Origin of the sequence: Kordia sp., assembly GCF_965283645.1 — a bacterium.
Taxonomy (GTDB): domain Bacteria; phylum Bacteroidota; class Bacteroidia; order Flavobacteriales; family Flavobacteriaceae; genus Kordia.
In genome coordinates this window covers 2,163,703-2,190,417 of sequence record NZ_CBDIPG010000001.1, presented here as the reverse complement: position 1 = coordinate 2,190,417, position 26,715 = coordinate 2,163,703, and the positions used below count along the sequence as shown (strand labels likewise).

General features: G+C 31.9%; 21 protein-coding genes. 11 read left to right on the top strand and 10 right to left on the bottom strand.

Annotated elements, in window-relative coordinates; all coding sequences use genetic code 11:
• Positions 1–8: 8 nt before the first annotated feature.
• Positions 9–2,531, top strand: coding sequence for a DUF5686 family protein (locus ACQ654_RS09615; protein ID WP_430410112.1), 2,523 nt, complete (start codon positions 9–11; stop codon positions 2,529–2,531).
• 99 nt (positions 2,532–2,630) lie between these two features.
• Here ACQ654_RS09615 and ACQ654_RS09610 read toward each other — a convergent pair whose 3' ends face one another.
• From ACQ654_RS09610 to ACQ654_RS09600, 3 genes are all read right to left on the bottom strand, one after another.
• Positions 2,631–4,409 (bottom strand): helix-turn-helix domain-containing protein, encoded by a 1,779-nt coding sequence (locus ACQ654_RS09610; RefSeq protein ID WP_430410111.1) that lies wholly within the window; start codon positions 4,407–4,409, stop codon positions 2,631–2,633.
• 147 nt (positions 4,410–4,556) lie between these two features.
• Positions 4,557–4,814 carry a hypothetical protein gene (locus ACQ654_RS09605; protein ID WP_430410110.1) on the bottom strand — a complete coding sequence of 86 codons (258 nt, stop codon included), beginning with the start codon at positions 4,812–4,814 and terminating at the stop codon, positions 4,557–4,559.
• Between the two features lie 97 nt (positions 4,815–4,911).
• Entirely contained in the window at positions 4,912–6,666 is a 1,755-nt protein-coding gene (locus tag ACQ654_RS09600) for a helix-turn-helix domain-containing protein (protein ID WP_430410109.1), read from the bottom strand.
• Between the two features lie 366 nt (positions 6,667–7,032).
• Between ACQ654_RS09600 and ACQ654_RS09595 the strand changes: the two genes are divergently transcribed.
• The gene (locus ACQ654_RS09595; protein ID WP_430413018.1) at positions 7,033–7,560 is read left to right on the top strand and encodes an inorganic diphosphatase; all 528 of its coding nucleotides are present in this window, start codon (positions 7,033–7,035) and stop codon (positions 7,558–7,560) included.
• A gap of 117 nt (positions 7,561–7,677) precedes the next feature.
• Positions 7,678–9,969 carry a sodium-translocating pyrophosphatase gene (locus ACQ654_RS09590; protein WP_430410107.1) on the top strand — a complete coding sequence of 764 codons (2,292 nt, stop codon included), beginning with the start codon at positions 7,678–7,680 and terminating at the stop codon, positions 9,967–9,969.
• 63 nt (positions 9,970–10,032) lie between these two features.
• On the opposite strand, the gene ACQ654_RS09585 is transcribed toward ACQ654_RS09590, so the two are convergent.
• Complete coding sequence (locus ACQ654_RS09585) at positions 10,033–10,524, bottom strand: SAM-dependent methyltransferase (RefSeq protein WP_430410106.1); 492 nt, start codon at positions 10,522–10,524, stop codon at positions 10,033–10,035.
• Between the two features lie 6 nt (positions 10,525–10,530).
• Positions 10,531–13,059, bottom strand: coding sequence for a hypothetical protein (locus tag ACQ654_RS09580; protein ID WP_430410105.1), 2,529 nt, complete (start codon positions 13,057–13,059; stop codon positions 10,531–10,533).
• A 135-nt stretch (positions 13,060–13,194) separates the two neighbouring features.
• Here ACQ654_RS09580 and ACQ654_RS09575 point away from each other — a divergent pair, with 135 nt between their 5' ends.
• Complete coding sequence (locus ACQ654_RS09575) at positions 13,195–13,443, top strand: hypothetical protein (protein ID WP_430410104.1); 249 nt, start codon at positions 13,195–13,197, stop codon at positions 13,441–13,443.
• A 62-nt stretch (positions 13,444–13,505) separates the two neighbouring features.
• On the opposite strand, the gene ACQ654_RS09570 is transcribed toward ACQ654_RS09575, so the two are convergent.
• The 4 genes from ACQ654_RS09570 to ACQ654_RS09555 form a co-directional block, all read right to left on the bottom strand.
• Complete coding sequence (locus ACQ654_RS09570; RefSeq protein ID WP_430410103.1) at positions 13,506–14,123, bottom strand: deoxynucleoside kinase; 618 nt, start codon at positions 14,121–14,123, stop codon at positions 13,506–13,508.
• 77 nt (positions 14,124–14,200) lie between these two features.
• Positions 14,201–14,992: a hypothetical protein gene (locus ACQ654_RS09565; RefSeq protein WP_430410102.1), complete on the bottom strand. Its 792-nt coding sequence runs from the start codon at positions 14,990–14,992 to the stop codon at positions 14,201–14,203.
• Positions 14,993–15,128: 136 nt separating this feature from the next.
• Positions 15,129–15,812, bottom strand: a complete 684-nt coding sequence (locus ACQ654_RS09560; RefSeq protein WP_430410101.1) for a response regulator transcription factor — start codon at positions 15,810–15,812, stop codon at positions 15,129–15,131.
• Positions 15,809–17,296: a sensor histidine kinase gene (locus tag ACQ654_RS09555; RefSeq protein ID WP_430410100.1), complete on the bottom strand. Its 1,488-nt coding sequence runs from the start codon at positions 17,294–17,296 to the stop codon at positions 15,809–15,811. Before ACQ654_RS09555 ends, ACQ654_RS09560 begins: the two co-directional genes overlap by 4 nt.
• A gap of 193 nt (positions 17,297–17,489) precedes the next feature.
• Here ACQ654_RS09555 and ACQ654_RS09550 point away from each other — a divergent pair, with 193 nt between their 5' ends.
• From ACQ654_RS09550 to ACQ654_RS09525, 6 genes are all read left to right on the top strand, one after another.
• The gene (locus tag ACQ654_RS09550; protein WP_430410099.1) at positions 17,490–18,134 is read left to right on the top strand and encodes a bacteriocin fulvocin C-related protein; all 645 of its coding nucleotides are present in this window, start codon (positions 17,490–17,492) and stop codon (positions 18,132–18,134) included.
• 243 nt (positions 18,135–18,377) lie between these two features.
• A complete protein-coding gene (locus ACQ654_RS09545) occupies positions 18,378–18,989 on the top strand; it encodes a TlpA family protein disulfide reductase (protein WP_430410098.1) in 612 nt (203 codons plus the stop codon).
• A gap of 245 nt (positions 18,990–19,234) precedes the next feature.
• Positions 19,235–20,083 carry a GLPGLI family protein gene (locus ACQ654_RS09540; RefSeq protein ID WP_430410097.1) on the top strand — a complete coding sequence of 283 codons (849 nt, stop codon included), beginning with the start codon at positions 19,235–19,237 and terminating at the stop codon, positions 20,081–20,083.
• Between the two features lie 14 nt (positions 20,084–20,097).
• Positions 20,098–21,282 carry an aspartyl protease family protein gene (locus tag ACQ654_RS09535; RefSeq protein WP_430410096.1) on the top strand — a complete coding sequence of 395 codons (1,185 nt, stop codon included), beginning with the start codon at positions 20,098–20,100 and terminating at the stop codon, positions 21,280–21,282.
• 151 nt (positions 21,283–21,433) lie between these two features.
• A complete protein-coding gene (locus tag ACQ654_RS09530) occupies positions 21,434–22,324 on the top strand; it encodes a GLPGLI family protein (RefSeq protein WP_430410095.1) in 891 nt (296 codons plus the stop codon).
• A 41-nt stretch (positions 22,325–22,365) separates the two neighbouring features.
• On the top strand, positions 22,366–25,086 hold the full coding sequence (locus ACQ654_RS09525) for a carboxypeptidase regulatory-like domain-containing protein (RefSeq protein ID WP_430410094.1): 2,721 nt from the start codon (positions 22,366–22,368) through the stop codon (positions 25,084–25,086).
• Positions 25,087–25,361: 275 nt separating this feature from the next.
• Here the strand turns inward: ACQ654_RS09525 and ACQ654_RS09520 are convergent, their stop codons facing one another.
• Positions 25,362–25,697, bottom strand: a complete 336-nt coding sequence (locus ACQ654_RS09520; RefSeq protein WP_430410093.1) for a hypothetical protein — start codon at positions 25,695–25,697, stop codon at positions 25,362–25,364.
• Positions 25,698–25,973: 276 nt separating this feature from the next.
• Between ACQ654_RS09520 and ACQ654_RS09515 the strand changes: the two genes are divergently transcribed.
• Complete coding sequence (locus ACQ654_RS09515) at positions 25,974–26,711, top strand: hypothetical protein (RefSeq protein WP_430410092.1); 738 nt, start codon at positions 25,974–25,976, stop codon at positions 26,709–26,711.
• Positions 26,712–26,715: the final 4 nt, after the last annotated feature.

Sequence of the window (26,715 nt, the reverse complement as noted above, 5' to 3'; positions counted from 1 at the left end):
ATAAAAATTTGAAGACTACATTATATTGTTTTTTAGCCCTATTATTTTGTTATACAAGTTATTCACAGACGAAAGTAAGTGGATTAATTAAAGATGAGTCAGGCGAACCTGTACCTTTTGCCAATGTTGTGTTTAAAAACTCGATTGAAGGGACAATTAGTAATGAAGATGGACGTTTCTATTTAGAATCTGATAAAACATATGATATTGTTGTTATCTCTTTTATAGGATTTACCACAAAAGAAATTAAACTTACAAAACGTGTAAATTACAAAATGGAAGTTGTTCTTGAAGAAGGACAAAAACTAAAAGCCGTTGTTGTAGTTTCCGGAAAACAACCCAAAAAGAACAATCCGGCAATAGATATTTTACGAAAAATATGGAAACGAAAGCGTTTCAATGGTATAAATCAATTTAAACAATACGCGTATGACAAATACGAAAAGGTTGAGTTTGATTTGAATACGATTGATAGTGCTATGATGAAAAGCAGACTGTTTCGTGGAATGGAATTTATTTTTAATGAAATTGATACATCGAGCGTTACGGGAAAAACATATTTGCCAATTTTTATTAATGAAGCCGTTTCAAAAGTATATGGGGATAACGTAAAAAATAAATTCAAAGAAGATTTAATCGGAAACAAAAATTCAGGATTTAGTAGCAATGAAACAATTACTGCTTTTATCAAAGATTTGTATGCAGATTATGATATTTACGATAATTATTTGAAGTTTTTTGACAAAAGTTTCACGAGTCCGTTATCGCGTACAGGAATCAATACGTATAACTATGTATTAGCAGATACAGCATATATAGATAACAAATATTGCTACAATATAATATTTTATCCAAGACGCAAAAACGAATTGACTTTTAAAGGTGATTTTTGGGTAAATGATTCAACATTTGCCATCAAAAAAATTAATCTTCAAGCAAGTAAAAGTGCCAATATTAACTGGGTAAAAGAAATTTACATAGAACAAGAGTTTGATGTTGTAAATGATTCAGTCTTCTTGTTGAAACGTGATTACATGTTGTCCGATTTTGCTTTAAAGAAAAAAGAAAATTCAAAAGGTGTGTATGGAAAACGTACGACTTTGTATGATAATTACGTGTTCGATCAAGAAAAACCTTCTGAATTCTACAGTCAAGAAATTAATCCATTTGATGAAGAAATTTACCAACGAGATGATGCCTTTTGGGATGCCAATCGTTTGGAAAAATTAAACAAAGATGAAAAAGGTGTCTACAAAATGTTAGATACATTAAAAACGGTTCCAAAGTTTAAACGTTTGTATAGCTTGGCGTCCATACTAGCTTCTGGTTATGTAGAATTTGATAAATACAATCTTGATTACGGACCAATTTTTTCCACATTCGGATTTAATGATGTAGAAGGAATTCGTTTGCGAGCAGGTGGAAGAACGTATTTTGGGCCAAATGATAAATGGCGTATTGAAGGATATGGAGCTTATGGTTTTAAAGATAACAGATTTAAATATGGAATTTCTGGAAAATGGTTATTAAACCCAAAAAATCGTTTGATAATTTCAGCAGGAAATCGACGTGATGTTGAACAAACAGGTGTAAGTTTAACAGTTAATGATAATGTTTTAGGAAGAAGTTTTGCTTCCTCCGCTTTATTTGCAAGTGGAAATAGTGACCGATTGACAAATATAAATTTATCAACATTAGCTATTCAAATGGAGCCTTGGAAAAACATAACCATGCGTTTGGGAAGTTCCTACAAAACCATGCGATCAGCTTCGCCAACAACGTTTAGTTTATCATACATTGATCCGCAAGCACCAAATGGTGTTAACGATCGATTGGTACAATCGGAAGTGAATTTTTCTGTTGATATGACGCCTGGAAGAAAAACCATTCGTCACGGTGTTGAACGAAAAGTGGTAAATGACAATTTTCCAAGAATTTATCTAAATTATAGTAGAGGAGTAGAAGGATTGTTTAACAGTGATTTTAATTATTCGAGAGTGCAATTATTCTACAGGCAACCATTTCAAATTGGTGGTTTTGGACGCACATACACAACTTTAGAAGCTGGAAAAACATTCGGAACAGTTCCGTTAAGTTTACTAAATGTAGTGCCTGGAAACCAAGCGTATTTCTCTATTCATAACACATTTTCACAATTAAACTTTTATGAATTTGTGACAGACACATATACTTCATTGCACATAGAACACAATTTTAACGGACGTATTTTTTCAAGAATTCCGTTTTTACGAAAATTAAATTTACGTGAAATCGTAGGAATTAGAGGAGTTTGGGGACGAATTTCAGAAGAAAACGTTGCTATGAATACGCCAGCATTTCAAAGTTTACCGTTTCGTAGCATTACACCAAAAGGAATTGCACCAAACGATCAAATATATTGGGAATACTCATTAGGAATCGGAAACATCTTTAAAGTCTTTAGAATCGATTTTAACTTCCGTGGAAATTACAAAAACAACATCGATGCACGACAATTTGGAGTTACAGGTGCATTTGGTTTTCATTTCTAACGAAAAATATTATTAGCTAAAATATATAAGCTACCATCATTGATTGTGGCTTTTTTTACCTAATTGTAAATCTTTGTGTTAGATGCGCTTTTGCGTACATTAAAACGATCCTTTTTTAGCTTTTATTTTTTTAATATAATAGGACGGAAGCAATCCTGTTTTCTTTTTAAAAGCTTTTGTAAATGTTCCGGTAGATTTAAAACCTAATTCGGTCGCTATAGCACTAATTGTATATGATTGTAATGTTTTATCCTCTTGTAGTTGTTGTAAAGCATATTCAATTCGTAATGTGGTAATATATTGAATGAATTTTTGTTGTTTCTCTTCATGAATGACTTTTGATAAGTACGCTTTGTTCGTTTTTACTTTCTTGGCAACAAATGCTAAATCACAGTTTATATTTAAAAACTGTTTCTTTTCTTCAAACGCATCAAGTGCTTTTAGAATTTTAGTGACTTTCTCGTCATTCACCGTAATAGAAGTAGCTTTGGTAATAACAGTAGTTTCTTGTTTTTTTACGGACTTTAATTCCTGCATTAATTGATGAAAAAGAAGCTGATTTTTTCGTTTCTTTTTTCTCTGATAAAATACTAAAATGATAAAAAGGAATACAATTGTAATGATGGACACAATAGATAGTTGCAACCAATTTTGTTTTTTCTCTATTTCTTCAGACAAGACATTAATTCGATCTTTTAGTACATTGATGTCATAAAGTTCATGTATTTTTTCGATGGTAGCATTGGCAATTGCTGAACTTTCATTTTTGCTTTCAATTAATAACTTTAAGTATTTGTTAGCGGCTGAAATGTCTTTTTTCTCAATATATATGTTTGCAAGCGAAGCATACATACTTGCTTTTATAAATGCACTTTTACCTTCAGTATCAGTTATTGAATCTAGTTGTTTAAAATAGGCGATTGCGTTTTCAAAATCATTCAATCTCTCATAGCTTTTACCGATAGCTAAATAGATGCTTGGAATCATTTGGTTTTGTGGAATCTCTATTGCCCTTTTAAGTGCTTCTTTATATTTTTTAATAGCTTCGGTATCGTTTTTATGAAGATATAAACTTCTTCCTTTTGCATACACGAAGTAGTTGTAGGTATCCCTTTTATCATAAAAAATACTTTTTTCAAATCCGATGCTGTTGTAATAATTTGCAGAGTCAATAAGTATATTTTTCTTCTTAGGATCCTTTTCCTTTTCGGCAGTATTTATATACGCTATGTTTAATAAAACAAGTGTACTTAAATACAGTGTAGGATGAAAGTTTGTCTTTTCTATTTCTTCTTTTTCTTTTAGAAAATTATAATTCTCTTTTAAAAGTTGAATTGCTTCTTCATAGTGTTCTAATTGACTTTTTATGATTGCAATATTGTGGTTAATGTCTCTGTCAAAGCTAGTTTCATTAATGCTTTTTTTGTATCGCTGTACAATGTCAAAATATTCCAAAGCATGTATATAATCTCCTTTTTCATAATGAAGATTTCCTTTGAAAAAAAGGTATTCGTGTTCTTTGTTTTTATCGCCAATCTTTTCTTTTACAATGGTAATGGCACTATCTATTAGTTGAAGAGCATTTTCAAAACGATTAAATTTAGCTTCCATCATGCCAATACGTACGAGTGCATTGGCAATTCGTTCATCATTTTTGTCTATTTGTGCTTTCCGCAAGGATATTTCGGCATACTTTTTTGAGAGCCCTGGATTTGGAAAATAATTTTTTCTGGCAAGACTGTCTAATGTTTTATAGCTATACAGATGAATAGAGTCTTTTTTGAGACTAGTATTTTGCGCAAAAATAGAAGAGGTAAAAAATAAAAATAAAGCGCAGAAAAAGCGTTTTAATCGCTTCAAATAAATTTTGGTAGGCATACGATCGGTTCTTGTCTAAACTAATAACGTAAAACTAAGAAAATAGTATCGTCAATGGTTTTTTTTGAGAATAACTTTGCAAAATGTGTACAAAAAAAGCGCATAAACTAAGTTTATGCGCTTTTAATATTTGTTACATTCTAACGTTTAAAGTTGAGAATCTATTTCGTTACCACATCGATGTGTACAAGCATCACTTTGTGCTCTTGTTTGAGTTGTTGTAGCACATGTAGTATACAATTCTGTATCACAATAGCGCTCGGTGACACATTCTGAATGGTAGGTGTCACAATTATTACAAGTTTGTACTCCAGCTACAGAATCTACTCCTCCAATAATTGAATGAGTATTGTTGATTCCTGCAATTTTGATCTTTCCTAAATTTAATTTTTTTTGCTTTTTCACGGGGATGTGTTTTTTAAATTATTATTTATCAAATCTACAGACGAAGCTTATAAAAACAAAAAATAGTAGCCTGTAATTCGATAATTATGGTTTTAAATTAGCTTTCGGAAGTGTTGATTTTATTGATATTTTTAATATAATACGACGGGTAAATTCCAGTTTTGTTTTTAAAGGCTCTAGAGAAAGAATCTGGTGACTTAAAACCTAATTCGGAAGCAATTGATTTAATATCATACGAACGGAAAAGCTTATCTTCTTTCAATTTTTCTAATGCATAATTAATTCTAAGATTGGTAATGTATTGAATGAATTTTTGCTGTTTTTCTGAATGAATTACTTTGGATAAATAGGCTTTGTTAGTCTTTACTTTTTTGGCAACAAAAGCCAAATCACAATTGAGATCTAAAAACTGTTTTTTCTGTTCAAACTTATCTAGTTCAGATAGAATTTTTTGTATTTTTTCTTCATCAATAGTTAAGGTTGATTTTGATTTTTGCTTCTCAACAGGAAGTATTTGTTTTTTTGTTTCTAACTCTCTTAGGAGTTTGTCAAATTTTATTTGGTTTTGAAGTTGTTTATTCTTATTGTAAAAGAAATAAGCTAGGAAAAGCAAAACTAGTGTAATGATTATTATCAATGCAGTATTATAATTTGCTTTTTTTGAAGAAATTAATTTTTCAATTAATGCCTCTAATTCTTTTATATCATATTCTCTGTGAATAGCATCTTTAACACTTTTTGATACATGTTCATTGATTTTATTATTCTCTTCAAATAAATGCCAATATTTCAAGGCGTTTTCATTATCTCCTTTTTTATTATAAAGATTTATAAGTGAATGATATGTTCTATCAAGTAATGGATAGTTAATTGCATTTTTTAAAGATACTGAATCAACTTTTCTAAAAAATTTGATTGCATTTTCATCATCATTATTGTTTTTAAAACTATTACCCATATAGTAATATATACTAGGGTATAAATTCTTGTTTTTTTCTGAAATGGCTCTTGTTTCAGCTATAGCTAATGTTGAAATTGCTTTCTGTTGATTACCTCTTTCATGAGCTAGAATCCCTTGCTCTGTTAAAAAAAAAGTATAACCAGCATCATTATTAATTCGTTCTGTTTCTTTTAAACCTTTATTTATATATACTTCTGCAGAATCTAACAAACTGTTTTTTAAGTTTTTTTCTTTTATAGCATATTTAAGATATGTGTCAGAAATTGCTCCCAATATATTTGAATAAGAAAAACGATCAAAGTGAGTATTTGTATCTTGAATGGAAGCTAAATAAGCATCGTGGATTTTTAAAAAAATCTTTAAAGCTCCTTTTTGATCTCCTAAAACATTTTTTACCAATGCTATATTATGAGAAGTCATTTGGGCCATGTATTTATTATTAGCGTTGTAAAAATCATAAGCTTCCGTGTAGTGCTCAAAGGCTTCTTCATATTTTCCATAATCATACGAGAATTTTCCCATCAAAAAAATACAAAGTGTTTCGAGATGCTGATTTTTTAACTTTTCAGTAGCAATAGTTTTAGAAATGTGTAAATAATCAAGAGCTTTTTCATAATTCCCTTTTTTATTTTCTAGAACTGCATATCGTTTGTTAGCATTAAATAAATCTGAAAAATCACCACTTTTCTGAGCATTTCTGAAAAGCTGTTCAGCATATATTTCTGCTTTATTCGATTCGTCATATAAATGTTCAAGGTAAAGCTCATCTAACTCTTCATAAGAGTATTTCGCCAACGAATCTCTTTCCTGCGTATAGCTGGTTAGTGTAGAAAATAAAACAAAAAAGCATAAAATATTTTTTAAAAATGCTGAAGGGAATGCATGAAACATAAAAAGGGCTTGATTTTATATACGAATGAGGTAAATATACTCATTATAATAAGTAGTGATTTTTCTAAAATGTTACGTAAAAAGATGTGTAAAAGTAAATATACTATTGATAATGGATATCACGAACAATTGAAAAGGCAAAAAACCTTTACAAATCTAACAAAATCTAATAGAATCATATTTTTTTTGAAACAGACTTTCTTTATAAATAGACCTACTTACAAATAATAGATGGTATAAAATAGTTGATTATTACAGTAATAATCATACAAAGCTAACAAAATATTAATGTTAGTCAATTGGTCAGTCAATAGGTTTTACGTAAATTTGCACCCGATTTTAGAAAAACGAATACGAAAAGAAGATATGACAGCTAAAGAGAAAATTACTTTTGACGCACTAATTGAGATTCCAAAAGGAAGTAGAAATAAATATGAATATGACTTCGATTTAAAGAAAATTCGATTCGATCGAATGTTGTTCTCATCAATGATGTATCCTGGAGATTACGGATTTATCCCAGAAACACTAGCACTTGACGGTGATCCATTAGATGTATTAGTTTTAGGAACAGAACCTACATTTCCAATGTGTGTAATGGAAGTAAAACCAATAGGGGTTTTCCATATGGCAGACGAAAAAGGACCCGATGAAAAAATAGTTTGTGTTCCTGTAAGTGATCCAATTTGGAATAGTTATAACGATATTGATGATTTAAATCCACACAGAATCAAAGAAATCACACATTTTTTCCAAGTATATAAAGATTTAGAAAAGAAAAAAGTTGATGTTGGCGGATGGGGAAATGCACAAGAAGCCTACGAAATTGTCGATAAATGTATCGAACGTTACGAATCTAGTGAACACAAGAAAAACGGCAACTTCACAATATAAAGAAAACAATACCTTACAAATTTTCAACAAAAGCCTTCTAAATCGATTTAGAAGGTTTTTTATTCTACTTGATTTTGTTACATTTACGCCGCTAAATAACAAATCAAACAAAAAAATATGGAATCAATGATGATTTATTTGCCAATAGTTGCAGCTGCACTAGGCTTAATCTACATGCTTATAAAAAAATCTTGGGTAATGAAACAAGATGCCGGTGACGGTAAAATGAAAGAGATCTCAGATCATATATATGAAGGTGCGTTGGCATTCTTAAATGCAGAGTACCGCTTGCTAGCAATATTCGTAGTAATTGTGAGTATCGCATTATTTGTTGTTTCTATTGTGGTAGATACAACACACTGGCTAATTGTAATTGCATTTATATTTGGAGCAGTGTTTTCTGCATACGCAGGAAATGTAGGTATGAAAATAGCAACCAAAACAAATGTACGTACAACACAAGCCGCACGAACAAGCTTGCCAAATGCCTTAAAAATATCTTTTGGTGGTGGAACGGTAATGGGACTAGGAGTTGCTGGTTTAGCCGTTTTAGGATTAACTGCGTTCTTTATTATATTCTATCGATACTTTATGGGAGGTGTTTGGACATCTACAGACGATATGACAATTGTATTAGAAACACTAGCAGGATTCTCTTTAGGAGCTGAATCAATTGCATTGTTTGCACGTGTTGGTGGAGGAATCTACACAAAAGCGGCAGATGTTGGAGCAGATTTAGTAGGAAAGGTAGAAGCGGGAATTCCAGAAGATGATCCTCGTAATCCGGCTACAATTGCAGATAACGTAGGAGACAATGTTGGTGATGTTGCCGGAATGGGAGCAGATTTATTTGGTTCGTACGTTGCAACCGTATTAGCCGCAATGGTATTAGGAAACTATATCATTAAAGATATGGGCGGAAATATTACAACAGAAGGTTTCGGAGGAATTGGTCCGGTATTATTACCAATGGCAATAGCTGGAGCAGGAATTATTATTTCTGTAATCGGAACAATGTTAGTGAAAATTAAAAATAACGAAGCCAAAGAAAAGCAAGTTATGGGAGCTTTAAATGTTGGAAACTGGACATCAATTGCTTTAGTTGCTGCAGCTTGTTTCGGTTTATGCACATACATGCTACCAGAAACAATGACAATGGAATTCTTCGGAGAAGGAAAAGTTCAAATATCTGCAATGCGCGTATTCTATGCTACATTAGTTGGATTGTTTGTTGGTGGCGTTATTTCTTCAGTAACAGAATACTATACAGGATTAGGTAAAAAACCAATCTTAGAAATTGTACAAAAATCAAGCACAGGAGCTGGAACAAATATTATTGCAGGTTTAGCAACAGGAATGATTTCAACATTCCCATCAGTTCTATTATTTGCAGGTGCTATTTGGTCATCATATGCATTAGCAGGATTCTACGGAGTAGCATTAGCGGCTTCAGCAATGATGGCAACAACAGCAATGCAATTAGCAATTGATGCTTTCGGACCTATCGCGGATAACGCAGGAGGAATTGCAGAAATGAGTGAACAAGATCCAATCGTACGTGAACGTACAGATATCCTAGATTCAGTAGGAAATACAACAGCGGCAACAGGTAAAGGATTTGCCATTGCTTCTGCGGCTTTAACATCATTAGCATTATTTGCGGCATATGTAACATTTACAGGAATTGAAGGAATCAACATTTTCAAAGCGCCAGTATTAGCAATGTTATTTGTTGGAGGAATGATTCCAGTAGTATTTTCTGCTTTAGCAATGAATGCTGTTGGAAAAGCGGCCATGGAAATGGTATACGAAGTACGTCGTCAGTTTAAAGAAATTCCAGGAATTATGGAAGGTACTGGAAAACCAGAATACGACAAATGTGTGGCTATATCAACGAAAGCATCGTTAAAAGAAATGATGTTACCAGGATTATTAACAATTGGGTTTCCATTAGCAATTGCTTTTGTTCCTATGATTTTTGGAATGGATAATTTAGCAATCGCTGAAATGTTAGGTGGATATATGGCTGGAGTTACCGTAAGTGGTGTACTTTGGGCAATCTTCCAAAACAATGCTGGTGGAGCTTGGGATAACGCTAAAAAATCTTTTGAAGCTGGTGTAGAAATCAACGGAGAAATGACTTACAAAGGTTCTGATGCACACAAAGCCGCTGTAACTGGAGATACTGTTGGAGATCCTTTTAAAGACACGTCTGGACCATCAATGAACATCTTAATTAAACTAACATGTTTAATTGGATTGGTAATTGCGCCAATTTTAGGAGGTCATTCAGATGATACAGCAACAGCAGAAGAAGTAAACAAAAATGTAATTCAAGTACAAGTTGAAGAAGCTACTAAAACCAATGTAGCAATCAATGCAGTTACGTTAGAAGAAGAAAATATTTAAGTAGCAAACACTTATACTCTCAAAAGCCGCAATCGTTACGATTGCGGCTTTTTTATTTTCAAATTATTTTTTTTGATATACATAAAATGTAAATACAATTGCTTTACTAGAGATAAAATTAATCACTCTATCAGCTTCCCAAGCAGGAATATCAAAATCATGAGTTATAATTCGTGCGCCAACAGGCAATTCGTTTTCCAATTTCAACGAAAGTTGACCTAACGTATTTCTAGTCAAATATAAAATGAGCGCGTCTGCGTTGGAGATATCTGCATCTAAAAAATCTTCTTCTTTAATTTCGATACAATCAGACATATGTTCTTTTGCGATATTTTCAGAAGCCGCTTCCAACGCTTTTGGCAAAGCTTCATATCCAATGCATGTAACATTTGCGAGTTTTTTAGCGGCAATTAAACTCCGTGCATCTCCACAACCTAAATCAATAAGTAATTCTCCATCTTTCAAGTTTAAAAGACGTAATTTTTCATCAATAACCTCATGTGGTGTGCGTTCATACGGTTCTGGGAAATGTACAAGGGAAGATTTTAAAGTCATACAGTTTTATAGGGAATTCAATTGTTTTTTTAAGTTTTCGAAAGTATCAGATAAGTAGAAAGAACACATATTTTTCAAACGGATAATTAATTCTTGATGCACAAATGCACCTTGTTCGTCAGTTCGTGCTAAAAAGGCTTCTACGCCATATTGAGAAATAATATGATGATCCTGTTCAAAACCATGTGTGCTAACTAATAACCCTTTTACAGCGGCTTTTAAATCATCACAAAACAATAACGCAACTTTATCAGCCACAATTTCCATCAATCTGGATGTAATTAATAAATTTTGTGAATCATTTGCTTGCGATTTTTCTTTACTAAAAGGATTCAATTTAAATTTTTCACCTACTTCTACAATGCCTTGTCCTTTTTCGGCAACATTGGCAACTTGCTCTACACGACTTATAATTTTACCGTATTTTTCAACATTGGCAACATTCCCGAAAATTTTACCAATATTTCCAACAAATGGCAATACAGTTAGCAACATACTTACAACGGTAAATCCTTTATCTGCCGCGCCGCGCCAAACATCTGTTGAGGTAATTTTTGAATGTTCAAAGTACATATGTGCCAATTCAATAGCAATTAAAAAAGTAAGTGCATTCACTTCCAAATAACGAATATTTTCAGCATCCAAAAAGTCAATTCCAATCATTAAAAAGGAAGGTTTGCCTTCAACACCAATTACAGCAGTTGCATACGTGCCGCGTCCAATATAACATTCAGGAACGTTCATTTGTAACGCATAACAAATGGCTGTAATGCGTTCCATAATTTCAGGATGATTGTGCGTGTTTAGTCGATCTGAAAAAGAAATCACCGATTCATAATCTGGCGGATTTAACGCCGCAATAAAATTATTTAACGAATCAAAAAAACCTTTTGCATTTTTAAAACAACTAGGCACAACTTCTTTTAAAACTTCTTTCTTTTCCAAGCGTTCATACTGATTGGAATGTTCAATAGTTGCAGTTGTCAAGGTTTTTGCTTGCAAAACTTCTTGTATAATTTTTGCTTTCTGCTGTTGTTTTTTATGTGTAAGTAACGCTTCAATACGCGCTCGTTTCAAAGGTTGCAATTCCGCGAGTTGCTGTACGGTTTCAGAAATATCTTCTTCAAGTTGTTTTTGAATGTTTAAAATTGATTCTAAAATGGTGATTTTTAATTGTTGTCCGCCTTCACCTTCCAGCAAATTTGTGGTGTCTGCAGGCAATAAATCTGTAATGCTATCATCAGGAAGCGTTTCATAAATCGTTCTGTACAGTGCAATTGCTTCTGGAAAACGTTCTGCATTATTCAGGTGTTTTGCATAGTTTAAATTGAATTCAAATATGACTTCATCCTTTTTTTCTTTCGCGCTAAATAATTGATAAAAATGATCGTGAAATTTAATTGTATGCGTAGCTGTTTGCTTTTTCTGAAATGGTTGTAATAAGTTCAATAACTTTTTTTGTTCATCATACGAAAGTGTCCAATTATTCACAATAGCGACCAAATTTTCGCCAAAAATGTCATGTGTTTGTATATGTTTTTCAAAAACAGTTGCAATTGCTTCTTGTTGTTCTTCTGTAACTTTTAATCGTTTTAAATGTAGAATTAAATCACTTTTCAATTCGTTACCTAATAAATCTGAAGTTGTACTTTGCAATTGAAATAGGCGTGAAGCTATTGCCAAATGTGCTTCTTTTTTATGGTATTTTTTGACTAAGATATCTCCAAAAAGTCCAATACGATTTCCTGTATTTTCAATAACTGGTAACAATTCATTATACAAATAATCGTTCAAGAATTCTGTATAAAAAATTAAAGAATCTGTCGTTACTTTATCTTTTCCAGTTTTACCTTCAATATGAAAGCTTTCGCTAGATATATCAATGATACTCATTTCGTTATCAGGTGATTTTCCAACAATAAACGTTCTCACGGAAGTGACGACAAGATGCCAAAATGTACCTTTTGGATAGCTATTATTTTCATCTTTCGGAGTTAATTCGCTGATTCCTAAAATACTCAATACATATTCTTTGGTCAGCAGTTGATGAAATATGAAATTCTTCGTGGTTAAATCGAGCGTGGTTACAAATGAAATTCCTGTAGCATTATTTAGCGCATATAAATCATCATTTTGTACGGCTAATAAATACTCTTGTAGTTGTATGAAAAATGTTTGAGTTTGCAAGTCAAAATTTGCTGCTTCTTTGTGTTCTTCATACGTTGCAGGATTTATTTCTAAAGTTTCGGCAGTAACATATACAACAGTTTCGTTTTGCAATAATTGCAATCGAGATGCTGTAATTACACCTTTTTTGTCATTGGTTTCCCTTGAATAATCTACCCAAAAACCATTATGAACTTCTTTAAATGTGGCATCTGTAATGGCTGAGTTTTCAAAAAAAGTTACTAAAGGCGATTTTAAATCTTGTATTGAAAAGGCATTGGCAACATACAATTTTGCAATCGTTTTCGTGTTTTTATCTTTTGATCCTTTAAAAAAGTTGAGCATACGTGTAAAATGACTTTTAAGCATAGAAAATTAAACAATTTTGAGCAGAACTAATATTTTTTCGTGTATACACGTACAAAAACTATGGTTAAATGCTAGTAGTCAGAGAGATAAGATTGTATTTTATAAGTGCTTATTAACCATTATAAAATATATATCATGAAAAAAAAGAAATTAACAACGAAATTATCATTAGGAAAAAATCGAGTTTCTAACTTAGAATCCATTAACGGAGGTTATGTAACGGCTCCTGTTTTGTGCGGAACAGGCAATTGTGGAACAGGCAATTGCGGAACAGGAAATTGCGGGACCAACAATTGTGGAACTAATAATTGTTACACAGATAATCATCCAGCGAGTGACCCAATTCACTGTAGAGGTTGTGTTGTAGAAACAAACTGGTGTTAAAAATAAGTCACAAAAAAAGCCATTCTTTTACGGAATGGCTTTGGTATTATATATCAAAATTATTATTCAAATAATCCGTGTATTTCTGCATCAATTTTGTTGATAACGCTTCCTAAATCTTCTGGATTGTCTACAAAATCTAAATTATCAACATCAATAACTAATAATTTTCCTTTATCATATTTTGAAATCCAAGCTTCGTAGCGTTCGTTCAATCTACTTAAATAATCAATACTTATTGAGTTTTCATAATCGCGTCCACGCTTGTGAATTTGCGCAACTAAGGTAGAAATATCCGCACGTAAATAAATTAATAAATCTGGTGCGTCTACGAGTTTTTGCATCAATTCAAAAAGTGATTGGTAATTTTCATAATCACGATTTGTCATTAATCCCATTGCATGAAGGTTGGGTGCAAAAATGTGTGCATCTTCATAAATGGTACGATCTTGAATGATCTTTTTTCCGCTTTCGCGAATTTGTAAAACTTGTCTAAAACGACTATTTAAGAAATAAATTTGAAGGTTAAAACTCCAACGTTCCATTTGTGTGTAAAAATCATCCAAATACGGATTGTCTACCACATCTTCAAAATGAGGTTCCCATTTGTAATGTTTTGCCAATAGTTTCGTTAAAGTTGTTTTACCAGCGCCAATATTTCCTGCAATTGCAACGTGCATGTGTTTCTGTAATTAGGTGTTTGCTTTAAAATCAGACTATTGGATTTTACAATCGATTTTAAAAATATTCGTTCTATTTATTCTTTTGTTGGTTTTTTGAGTTGAAATTGATACAATACAATTCCGTCGTAAATATACAAGATATCATCGTGAAGCGAAAACTGTTTTATAGCAATTCTGTCAGAAGGTAAATTTATAAGATAAACGTCTTCTTCAAAGGTGTAATAAAGTCGTTGGTCTTTTACAAAAATAACTTCCGTGTTTGTCATGGAAAAGTCTGTAACACCTGTCAACTCTTGTTGTGTCAATAAACTTCCGTAAATATTATAAGTGTACAAGGTAGTTTCGGTAAGAACTCTACAATAATTGTAATTACTTTTTTGTGTGATAAATTTTTCTGGAATTGGTAAATTTTGAATCGGAGTTTTTTCTTGAACATAATTAAATACTTCCAATTGTTGCGTATTGGTATCAAAAACCCACAAGTTTCGATCGGTTGCTGTTGTAGCCGCTGCAAGATTTTTAAAAGAACCGATAATATTAAAATCAATACGTTTAATTTCGTTTAGTGTGTTATCTAAAATGATAACCGTATTAAAATCTCCGTAAAATAATGTGATTTTCAATGGGTTGAGAATATCTACAGAAGTAATTGTTCCCATCTGAAAATTATTGTATTGCCACTTTTTATTGTCTTTCTTCTTTATCAGAATATTATCCTGAATTACGTAGGAAGCACCAAAATTGTCCATTGCTACAAATTGGTCAACAGACAAACTATCTTGCTGTTGCAACGTAGCCGAAATTGTTTTCTGTCCGAATGAAAATAGTGAACAACACAAGAATAGACAAAGAATCAGATATTTCATGACTGGCAAATTACAAAAAATGAGCCATACTTTGATGAAGCAATGTATTAATGTGAAAATAGATCAATATATTGATATTGATTTGGTGTCAATTTTAAAAAACCTCAATACTCAACACTAACTTCTCAATACTATTTTAACAGATTAATTTATACCCAAAACCTCGTATGTTTACAATTTGAATGGAAGTGTCATTTTTTAGTTTTTTACGAAGTTTCGTAATAAAAACGTCCATACTTCGTGCGTTGAAAAAATCATCATCTCCCCAAAGTTTGTTGAGAATAAACGTTCTGTCTAACACATTATTTCTTTTTTCTGATAGATAGAAAAGTAGTTCAGATTCACGATGTGTCAATTGTATAAATTCTTCATTGTGAGATAATTGCTGTTTGGTGTGATTAAAAGTATATGCTCCAATTGGAATTTGTGCATGATCTTGTTTAATATGAATTCGATCTAACAACGCATGAATACGAACAATGAGTTCTTCCATGCTAAATGGTTTTTTTAAATAATCATTTCCGCCATGTTGAAAACCTTCCACAACATCTTTCACTTGCGATTTTGCAGTTAAGAAAATAATTGGAATACTCGGATTTTCTTGTCGAATTTCTTGTGCCAACGTAAAGCCATCTTTTTTTGGCATCATCACATCTAACACTAAAATTTCGGGCGTTACTTTTTGATACGTTTCATATGCTATTTGACCATTTTCACATAGAAACACTTCAAAATTACGCGATTCCAAACTTTCCTTTACAATTTGTCCCAACGCAGGTTCGTCTTCGGCAAGCAATAATTTTACAGTGTTTTTCTTCATGCGTGGAGTGTTATTTTAAAAATAGTATGTTTTGCATTCGAAAGCAACTGAATGGTTCCGTTGTGTTTTTCTATAATTTTTTTGGTGTAATACAAGCCAATTCCAAAACCTTTTACATCGTGTGTATTTCCTTTTGGAATTCGGTAAAACTTATCAAAAATCTTTTCACGTTGCGATTTTTCAATAAAAGCGCCATTATCTGCAACTGAAATTTCGACAGTTTCTAACACTTTTGCAATGTTTATTTCAATTGTGTCGCCACCATATTTTAAAGCGTTATCAATTAAATTGGTAATGGCGTTTTCAAAGTGAAAAGGATCCAAATCTAATAAGAGCTCTTCAGTATTATTTCTAAAAACAATTTTCTTATCGGAATCAAGTGTTTGGTGTTTCTCCGTGATTTTTTCTACAAAATCTACCACATTTAAACGTTCTTTCTTCAACAATAACTTTTCACTATCCAACGTTGCTGTTTCTAACAACTTTTCTACCATTACGTGTAACTTTTTTAACTGTTTGTCAGAAATAGATAAATATTTTTGTGCTTTCTCAGGATTTTTCAAGGCATCAAAATGTTGAATTGCTTCCAAAGCTGTAGAAATCGTTGTGATTGGCGTTTTAAATTCGTGTGTAATATTACTAATCAAATCGTTCTTAATTTCTGCTAACTGTTTTTGACGTTTAATAACATTCAATAAATATACTAAAGAACTTATAATTGCCAAGGAAAGTAACGTGGATAACAAAATGCCTACGGAACTCTTTTGCAACACTACTTTTGAAATATTTGCATACTGTAACTCCAGCTTTTCGTGTGGTTTCAAATACGTAGATTTAGCATATGTCTTTAAAAAATGCTCCGGAAGCACAGCTACATTTAGTTCATCAATAATAGCATCATGATAGTATTGTTTTAGTTGATATGGAACTGTAATTTGTTTTCTATCTAATTCCATGTCTAAAAACGTTTGTAGCTTTTTAAAATTTAGTGAATCTTCAGAAATAGAAAAATATAAAGAGGAAACCTCGTTGAATAAGCGAATGCTATCTTTATATTTTTGATTGTTTTTGCTCAACTCTGCAAGTTTCGTTCTGATTGTTGATTCGGTTGAGTTTATTAACGAATCAATAGTTTTTTGAGGATATTTAGTAAGTCCTTTTCCGCTAGCATCAATAATAATTGTATCAGGAAGGTTATCACCCTTAGGTATGATAGCATTAAAATTTATATTTTTAATTTTTTTTAATTGATCAATATCTTCAAAATTTGTAGCATTCATGGATATAAACATGAACTTATCTTTCTTGGCAATGTCAGCATAATAAGCTTCTACGGCGTTATCCAAACTAATCTGAACCTGATTGATAAATTGCTGTTTGTTTACTTGATAATTTTTATAGTTCCAATATACTTGTACAACAACCGTAATTGCAATAGTTGCAATAATAAAATATAAAACCCAAGAAGATTGTTGTTGCTTCATTTTGATTTGTTTATCAGGTCAAATGTAAGAAGTTATTTAGGATAACAAACAATTGGTTAACACTCGTTAACAAAAAATAACTTTTGTAAAATGACGATTAAATGACAGAAAAAATAAATTAAAGTGTAGGTAAATTATATTAAAAAATATTTTATATTAGATTGTTTTTTATTAATTTATAACAATACAGTTTATGAGAAAATCAATTTTATACGTATTTGTACTGCAATTTTTACTCTTAGGTTGCAATCAAGAAGAAGTGTGTTACAGTTGTGATGAAAGTGTAGATGCTTTCGTAAAAGAAAACTTGAAAGCGATTCAACAAATGGATCGAGCGGAAATAATCACCTATTCCAATGAGCAACAGCGTGCAATGTACAGATCATTGACATCTGACAGAAAAAAAGAAATCTGGAAAGATAAATTCGCACAAATAAATTCCTTAGATTTGAACGAAGGCGAACGTGCATTGCTAAAGAAATTTGAAGATTTTGTTAATAAAAGTGATTTTTCTGTTTCCATCACTCAAAAAGAAAAAAAGTATTTAAACGGTTTGCGTGATGAAGGAATTCAGGAATTCAATTGGTCACAACGTTTTGTTGTCAGTGCATTTGGTTATTTAGAAGATATAGACAAAAACGGAATCAGTACACAAAACACAAATATGGCAGAAGATGCTTTTGATCCAGGTAAACAAGATTGTGACTGCGATTGGGGATTTGGTTGTCTAGATGGACCTTGTGACAAAAGAAAAGATGCTTGTGACGTAACAAAAGATAATTGTGGTTGGTTTTTTAAAGAACCATGTATAGGTTTATGTAGACCAGATTTAGGATAGATTATGAACAAAGAAACACGAAAAAAGTATTTAAAATACATATTGAATTCCTTATTGGGAATGTTTATTTATTTGTTTTATGGAGTAATTTTTAATGGGAATCATCCCAAAATGTTTCCAGCCACCTGTATTTCGTTTTTTTTAGTTAGCTATTGGATGACAGGCAAAAGACCATCTAAATCAAAAGATATTAGTATTTCACTCTTAAATACAATAATCTTTATCACTTTGATACTATTGCCTATGCGTTTAGCGACTACTGCTGGTACAGTAATTTACATTATTATGATGCCAATAAGTGAATTGATGGGAAGTTGGGCAAGAAAGCATAAATTACAGTTTGCATATTTCCCGATATTATTAGTATTTGTGTGTGTGTTGGTGCGACCTAATGCAATTCACTATTTTAGAAATACAGACGCGTTTCAAAACAAAAAACTTCCCAATATTGCTTTTGAGTCATTGAATCAAGAAAAAATAAACTTTGATACAGAAGTCACAGTTATCGATTTGTGGTCAACAACGTGCGGTGTGTGTTTTGAAGAATTTCCAATATTTGAAAAACTAAAACAAGAGTTTGAAGGGAATTCCAAAGTAAAGTTCTACAGTGCAAATGTTCCACTAAAACGTGATACACACGAAAAAACACTAAATATTATAGAAGAACTAGATTACGATTACGAAACGGTGTTTGCAGAAAAATTTGAAATGATTCGTGATAGTTTAGAAATCAACGGATTTCCACATTTACTTATTGTAAAGAATGATACCATTCGATATTTAGGCGATATGGAAACTGACCGTAAAATTGTCCTAACCAATACTAGAAATGTCCTAAAAAATATATTGAAATAAGATGTAAAATATCTTTACTTTCAAAAAGAGATTGCCTAAAAAGGTTTGAAAAATATCATTGCAGAATCTCAAAATGTTAATTTTCAAAAATTATGTGAAACTGAATCAAGTTTAGTTTGACGTACTTATACTTTTTAAACAACTTCTTTTTGTATAGTTAACACTCGTTAACGTTCGTTAACCAAAAAAAGCGATTTTCTAATTCATCTTTGTAACATCAAAAAGCAAAAAGAACGTAATAAATTATGAAAAACCACGCACAATCAATCATTGTATTTGTCTTTATTCTGGTAAGTACCTTAGTAAACGGACAGGAGTTTCAAGGAGAAGCCACCTATAAAACAAGTCGTAAAATGGATTTCAAAATCGACAAAACAAGCGAAAAAAATGGGATAGATGCTGACATGCAAAAAAAGATGAGTGAAATGATACAAAAACAATTTCAAAAAGAATACAAACTAACGTTTGACACCTCTGAATCTATTTACAGAGAAGAAGGAAAACTTGCGGCACCACAACCAAATAGTGATGGAATGCAAATTATGGTTATGGGAAATAGTGAATCTAACATGTTATATAAAAATATGAAGGAAAAACGCTATACGAATCAAGAAGATATCTTTGGGAAAGTCTTTCTAATAAAAGATTCGCTAGAAAACAAAAAATGGACACTAAGCACAGAAACAAAATTTATAGGACAATACCAGTGTTTCAAAGCTACACGTACCATAGAAGTAGACAAAATAGCATTTTTTTCTCTTAACGATGGTAAAGAAGAATCAAAGTTAACCAAAGAAAAAGTTACAGTAACTGCTTGGTATACACCCGAAATTCCAGTAAATGCTGGTCCGGCAATGTATTGGGGATTGCCAGGTTTAATACTAGAAGTAAATGATGGTTCGGAAACGATTATATGTAGTAAAATAATATTAAATCCTAAAAATAAAATAACGATTAAAGAACCGACAAAAGGTAAAAAAGTAAACCAAGATAAGTTCAAATCAATCATGGAAAAAAAATCCAAAGAAATGATGGATCGCTATCGTGGAAATGCAAGAGAAGGAGGACAGATGACAATTCAAATTGGAGGATAAAAACTGTTGAAATCATGAAATTGAATTTAAAAAAATATAGCGTAGTTTCACTTTTTTGTTTGTTAATTTGTGTGTCAACTGTACAAGCGCAAGTAGCCACAATTCCTTTTGAAAATGATAACTTGATGTTCATTAAAGTAAAGGTAAATGATCATTCGGAACTCTTAAATTTTGTATTTGACACTGGTGCATCAACAATTGTGTTAGATGAAGCTGTTGCCCAAAAACTAGGGGTAACATCTGATTATCAGCAATCAACAGAAGGTGCGGCAGGATCAGAAACGTATAATATTGCCTTATCACAAAAGCTGCACATTCAAGATATTACATTAGCGAATGCACATATGGTTTTAGTTGACTTGTCTAGATTATCTAAAAGAGGAAATCAAAAAATTGACGGAATTGTAGGTGCAAATATTATGCAACAATTTGTCACACGACTCAACTTTGACGACAATGCAATTGAACTCTATAAAAGTATAAATGACATTGCAAATGTGAACGAATATAAAGCATTGCCAGCTTTGTTAGACTTTGCTAATATTCCACAAATACAATTGGAATTTACGCTTGAAAATGATCAAAAGTTTAGTGGAAATTTTTTATTTGATTCTGGTGCGAATATGACATTTCTATTAAACACACCTTTTGTCAATAAACAAAAAATAGAAAGTATTATCGGAAAAACGATTGAAAACAAGGCAGAAAGTTTAACGACTTCTTCAACATTCAAAATAGGAAAAGTAACCAATGTAAAACTAGCTAAATTTGAATTTGGAGAAATGCCAATAGACTTATCAAAAAGTGAATCAGGTGTGATGGCTTCAGATGAATATGCAGGAATTTTAGGTGTGAAAATAATCAACAGATTCAATACAATCTTAGACTATAAAAACAAAAAGATTTATTTCAAACCAAACAACACGTATACAAATGAATTTGAATTTCCATTAAGTGGAATTTCGATTGAAAAAGAAGCTAAAAAAATTCAAATTTCAAATGTTATCAAAGATACGGAAGCATTTGCAAAAGGAATTCGTAAAGGTGATGAGTTGGTATCAATTGATGGCAAGAAAATGTCAAATATAAAAGCGTATCGAGAGCTATTAAAACAAAAAAACAAGAAAATTGAACTCGTGTTAAAAGATAAAAACGGAAGTGCTAAAACAGTCATTATTACGCTGAAACGGCTTATATAAGGAACGTTCATGTGAAAATTATGAAAAATTTAACGAAACGTGATTAAACTCTCATCAAAATGTTAGGTCTAAATGATGTTAAAAGTGTAACTTTTCACCTAGTTACGTACTAACATCAAAAAAAATTTAAAAAAATAAACACCTAACAATAATGAGACGTATTTTAATTTGGAGCTTACTTTTATGTACAACAAGCATGTTTGCTCAAGGTTTTCAAGGAAAAGCATATTATCAGTCAAAAACAACAATGGACGATAGCTGGGGCGGACGACAAATGTCAGAAGAGCAGAAAAAACGACTTACTGAACGTATGAAAGGCTTTCTAGAAAAAGTATACATATTAGATTTTAGTAGATCAGCATCAACATACAAAGAAGAAGAACGAATTGAAGCGCCAGGACAAGGCGGTGGACGTGGTTTTGGACGTATGATGATGGGAAGTTTTTCTCCTGGAAAACAATACAAAAACGTTAAAGATGGTGTCATGATTGAATCGAAAGAATTTTTTGGAAAAGAATTCTTAATCAAAGACAATTTGCCAAAACTTGCATGGAAAATGGAAGGTGAAACCAAACAAATAGGAAAATATCTTTGTTTCAAAGCAACTGCCTTAAAAAGGGTTGATGAACTTGATTTTAGCAGCATGCGAAGACGACGTAACAATGATGATGATAAAACTGCAGAACAGAAAAAACAAGATTCTATCAAAGCAATAAATGATCCGATGAGTCAAGTTGAAGTGCCAAAAGAAATATTGGTAACTGCTTGGTATACATTAGACATTCCTGTAAATCAAGGACCTGGAGAATATTGGGGATTACCAGGTTTAATCTTAGAAATAAGCGCTGACAAAACAACAATTCTATGTTCAAAAATTGTGATGAACCCTGATGACAAAGATCCAATTGAAGAACCAACAAAAGGAAAAGAAGTTACACGTGCTGAATACAATGACATTGTAAAAAAGAAAATGCAAGAAATGCAAGACAACCGTGGACGTGGTGGACGTGGAGGACGCGGCGGACGTGGCGGTAGAGGATAAAATACTACCAAGCTTGTAGCTAACCAGAAGAAACAAAATCAATGAAAAAAATAGTAATTGTTTTGCTATGCTTAGGCATGGTTCAGGCTACCTATGCCCAAATTACACTTGATGGTATCGTGAAAGATACACTTGGAAATCCATTAGAATTAGCAAATGTAATTGCATTAAATAAAAAAACAAACACATTAGATTCCTACGGAATTACAAATCATGAAGGACGTTTTCGGCTTTCATTAAAAAAGAATACAAACTATACTATCAAAGTAAGTTTCATAGGACTTGCTACTATCAATGATTCACTCACAACAAAAGAAGCTGATATCAAAAAAGACTTTGTTATGAAAACGGATAACAGTTTGCAAGCTGTAGAACTTACCTATGAAATGCCCGTAACCATCAAAGGAGATACGATTGTATACAATGCGGATTCCTTTAAAAATGGTTCTGAAAAAAAACTGGGTGATGTCTTGAAAAAACTACCTGGCGTTGAAGTTACTGATGATGGAGAAATAGAAGTAGAAGGGAAAACCGTTTCAAAAGTAATGGTGGAAGGAAAAGAGTTTTTTGATGGCGATAGTAAATTGGCAACCAAAAACATTCCTGCGGATGCTATTGACAAAGTTGAAGTGTTAAAAAATCACAACGATGTTTCTCAAATGCGCGGACTTGGGAACGATCAAGATAATGTGGCAATTAACATCAAACTAAAAGAAGGGAAAAAGAATTTTTGGTTTGGAGAAGTAACAGCAGGAGCAGGTCCAGAAGAACGTTACATTGCAAATCCGAGGATGTTTTATTACAGTCCGAAATACAGTCTAAACATCATTACAGATTTCAATAATATAGGTTCAATCCCGTTTACACGAAGAGACTTTTTCAATTTTTCAGGCGGATTCAGAAATACATCTCGTAATACTGGAACGAATTTCAATGTAGCTACAAGCGATATCGGATTTCTAACGTTACGAAACAACAGAGCGCAAGCAATTGACTCTAAATTTGGTGCGGCAAACTTTAGTTATGCTGTAAAGAAAACTTGGGATATTACTGGTTTTGCCATCTATTCAGGTTCTCGAACGGAAATTAGCGAAAACAGTATCAATAATTATTTGGATGAAAATATTCCTGATGAAAGCACAATTACAAATACACGTCAAAAAAGTGATTTAGGATTGTTCAAGTTGAGTACAACGTACAAGCCAAACTCAAACAATCAGTTAGATTATGATGCGTTTGTAAAAGTGTCGAATCAAGGTGAACGTACAGATTTCTTTTCTTCTTTATTAGGTGATATTGATGAAAATCAAACACAAAACCCGTACAGTATCAATCAAAATTTCAACTACTATTATACTGCAAACGAAAAAAACATCTTTGCTTTTGAAGCACAACATTTATTACAAGATGAAGATCCTTTTTACAACGCTCGATTAGCGCAAAGTGAACAATTTCGGTTTACAGATATATTAGGCTTAAATACAACACAATCTGGTTTAAACATTGGACAGGACAAACGTGTAAAGACAAATAAATTAGATGCACGATTGGATTATTGGTATGTGTTAAACCATAAAAGTAATATCAACATTACTGTGGGAACAACACTAAGTACACAACGATTTGATTCTGAAATTTTTCAGGTTTTAGATGATGGAAGTATATTTCCTTTGACAAACTCAATGCAGGAAGTAACCAATGATGTAAAATACAATTTTAGTGATACATATCTAGGAATGCATTATAAAATAAAAACGGGGAAATTTACATTTACGCCAGGAATTACGGCACATGCATATAGTGTGAAGAATACACAATTTGATTCAGAATTTAAAGATACTTTTACACGATTTTTGCCAGATGTAGACATTCGATTACAATTGAAAAATTCTGAAAACATCAATTTTAGATATCAAATGCAAACCGATTTTACAGATGTAAACAATTTGGCTACAGGTTTAATTTTTAACAATTACAATTCATTATTTAGAGGAAATAGAACCTTAGAAAATGCATTATCGCACAACTTGAATTTAAGTTACTTTAGTTTCAATATGTTTAATTATACAAATATATTTGCCTTCGTAAATTACAACAAACGTGTAGATCCAATCAGAAATCGTTCGCAATTCTTAACCATTCCTGGAACAAATCCAGGTGATCCAGATGTGTTAAGTACAAACAGTGTTTCATCACCTTTCAACTCTAGCTTTGCAGACGAAACCTTTAGCGCAAATGGACGTTTTGAGCGTACATTTGGAAAACTAAAAGCGTCAGTTGGTGGAAGTTATTCGCTATCGAAATTTACACAAGAAATCAACGGAAATAGAAATGTGAATGAATCGTTTACACAATCATATCAAACACGTTTGAGTACAAACTTTAGAAACGCTCCAAATATTGAAGTTGGATATAATTTATCAATCAACAAATACGATCAAGGTAACATTACCAACACATTTACCACAAATAGTCCGTTTGTAAATGTAGATGCGTATTTCTTAAAAAGCTTCGTGTTTACCGCAGACTATTCGTATTTCAATTACAAAAGTGAAGAACGCACGATTAATAGTTACAGTTTCCTAAAAGCAGATTTAGCCTACCAAAAGAAAGATAGTAAATGGGAATATACCCTAAGTGGGACAAACTTATTAAACACAAAATCATTGAACCAAGACAATTCAAATAACTTCTCAACAAGTACAAGTGAATATTTTATTCAGCCACGCTACTTAATTTTAAGCGTAAAATATAATTTATAACTGCGAATTAGTTTATAAAAAGCGAAGCCTTTCTGTGTTCGAGCAGAAAGGCTTCTTCATGAAATAAAAACTTTAAAAACTATAATAATTATGCTCATCTTGCAAAAAACGAAGCTCTAATGACAGTATGATTTCTTTAATAATAGAAAGAATTTTTCTCAAATTCTAAAATCATAATCATTTCACTTTGGCATAATTAGCAGCTTTTAATAATAGATCCTTAAAATAAGAAAAGGTTGTGTTGTGTGTTAAGAAAACACCGTAAACAAGCAAGCTTAGCCTTTCGTTATAATTTGCTCCATATAAACATAAGGTCCATCTGGAGCTTTCTGAGCAATTCGAGCACAGTACCAATCTGAACCGAACTCAATACCTGAATTCCAACCACCAACTGGACTGTTAGATTCTGCCCATGTCCAAGCAGTAGCTTCAGAATCAGGATTGTGTGGCCATTTTCCTTTATAGACTTCAATCTTATCTTTTTGCGCTCTAAAAGGTGCGTCAGTTCTCCACTCTAGCCATAATTTACCTTGTTTTTCAAATGTAACTAATTCCCAAGAATACGTTTTTTTGGCAGCTTGACGTCTTGAAATTTTTTCTTCATTTCCCATAATAAATTAAATTTTGAATAAATGCTTACTCTATAAAAGGGTTTTCAGCTTCGCCCTGTTTGATTGTTTGATGTTTCAAAATTCATCATAACACAGAAAAAATAATAGACTGTAAGTACTGAAATTACACTTCCGTAGATTCCCGTGATTAATAGTGGTTTTTACGTGTTTATACCTTTTTTACTAGAAACGACGTGGTTTTTTGTCTAGTTTTATATCATATTGAAAAAAAGAAAGCACTACCAAATTAGTATTAATCACATAAACTATTTTATCATGAAAAACGAGAGTACGCATACAAAGACAAAAGATTATTCAGACGAAATTGAACGATGGGAAGAAGAAAATGTATTACAACTAGCGCATCATTTTCATAAATTAAATACAGGGAAAGGTCAGTTTGAACGAACGAGCAATTTTAGTATGAACAAAACTGATGCTGTAGTTAATTTTAATGAAATTAAACAATCAATCAAAAAACTCAGAATTTACATGGCGTTGAATGCTCAAGATAAATCAGAGTTCACCTTTTTTCCTGTATTACAAGTACTAGATGTTGATGATAAAAAACATTTTTTCAAGCTAAATTCCATTATTGCAAAGCGACCTAATCATGGGAAATCTGAAGTAGTGCCAGAATTATTTAAAAATATAATCTGTAAAAATTGGGATACGATTGACATTAATTTAATTGATGATTTATTTACAGCACGTACAAAAAGTGATATTGGATTTGAAGCTACGGTACGTGTAAAGTATTATGAAATTTGTGATGAAATTATTGAGAAAGTAATCAAAAAACTAGATGTTATTAATGGAATAACTCTATATTCTGGAATAGACATGAACAAGTTTTCTGATAAATATCAAATATCTTTTACACCAGTTTTAGGATTTGAATATGAAAATAAAGATACAGATAACGAAACATTTGGACTAAAAGGTATTTTAGAATTTAGTAAAGGAAAAGAAGTATTTATTGAATATACAAGTCCTTGCCCACCAACATGTTAAATAG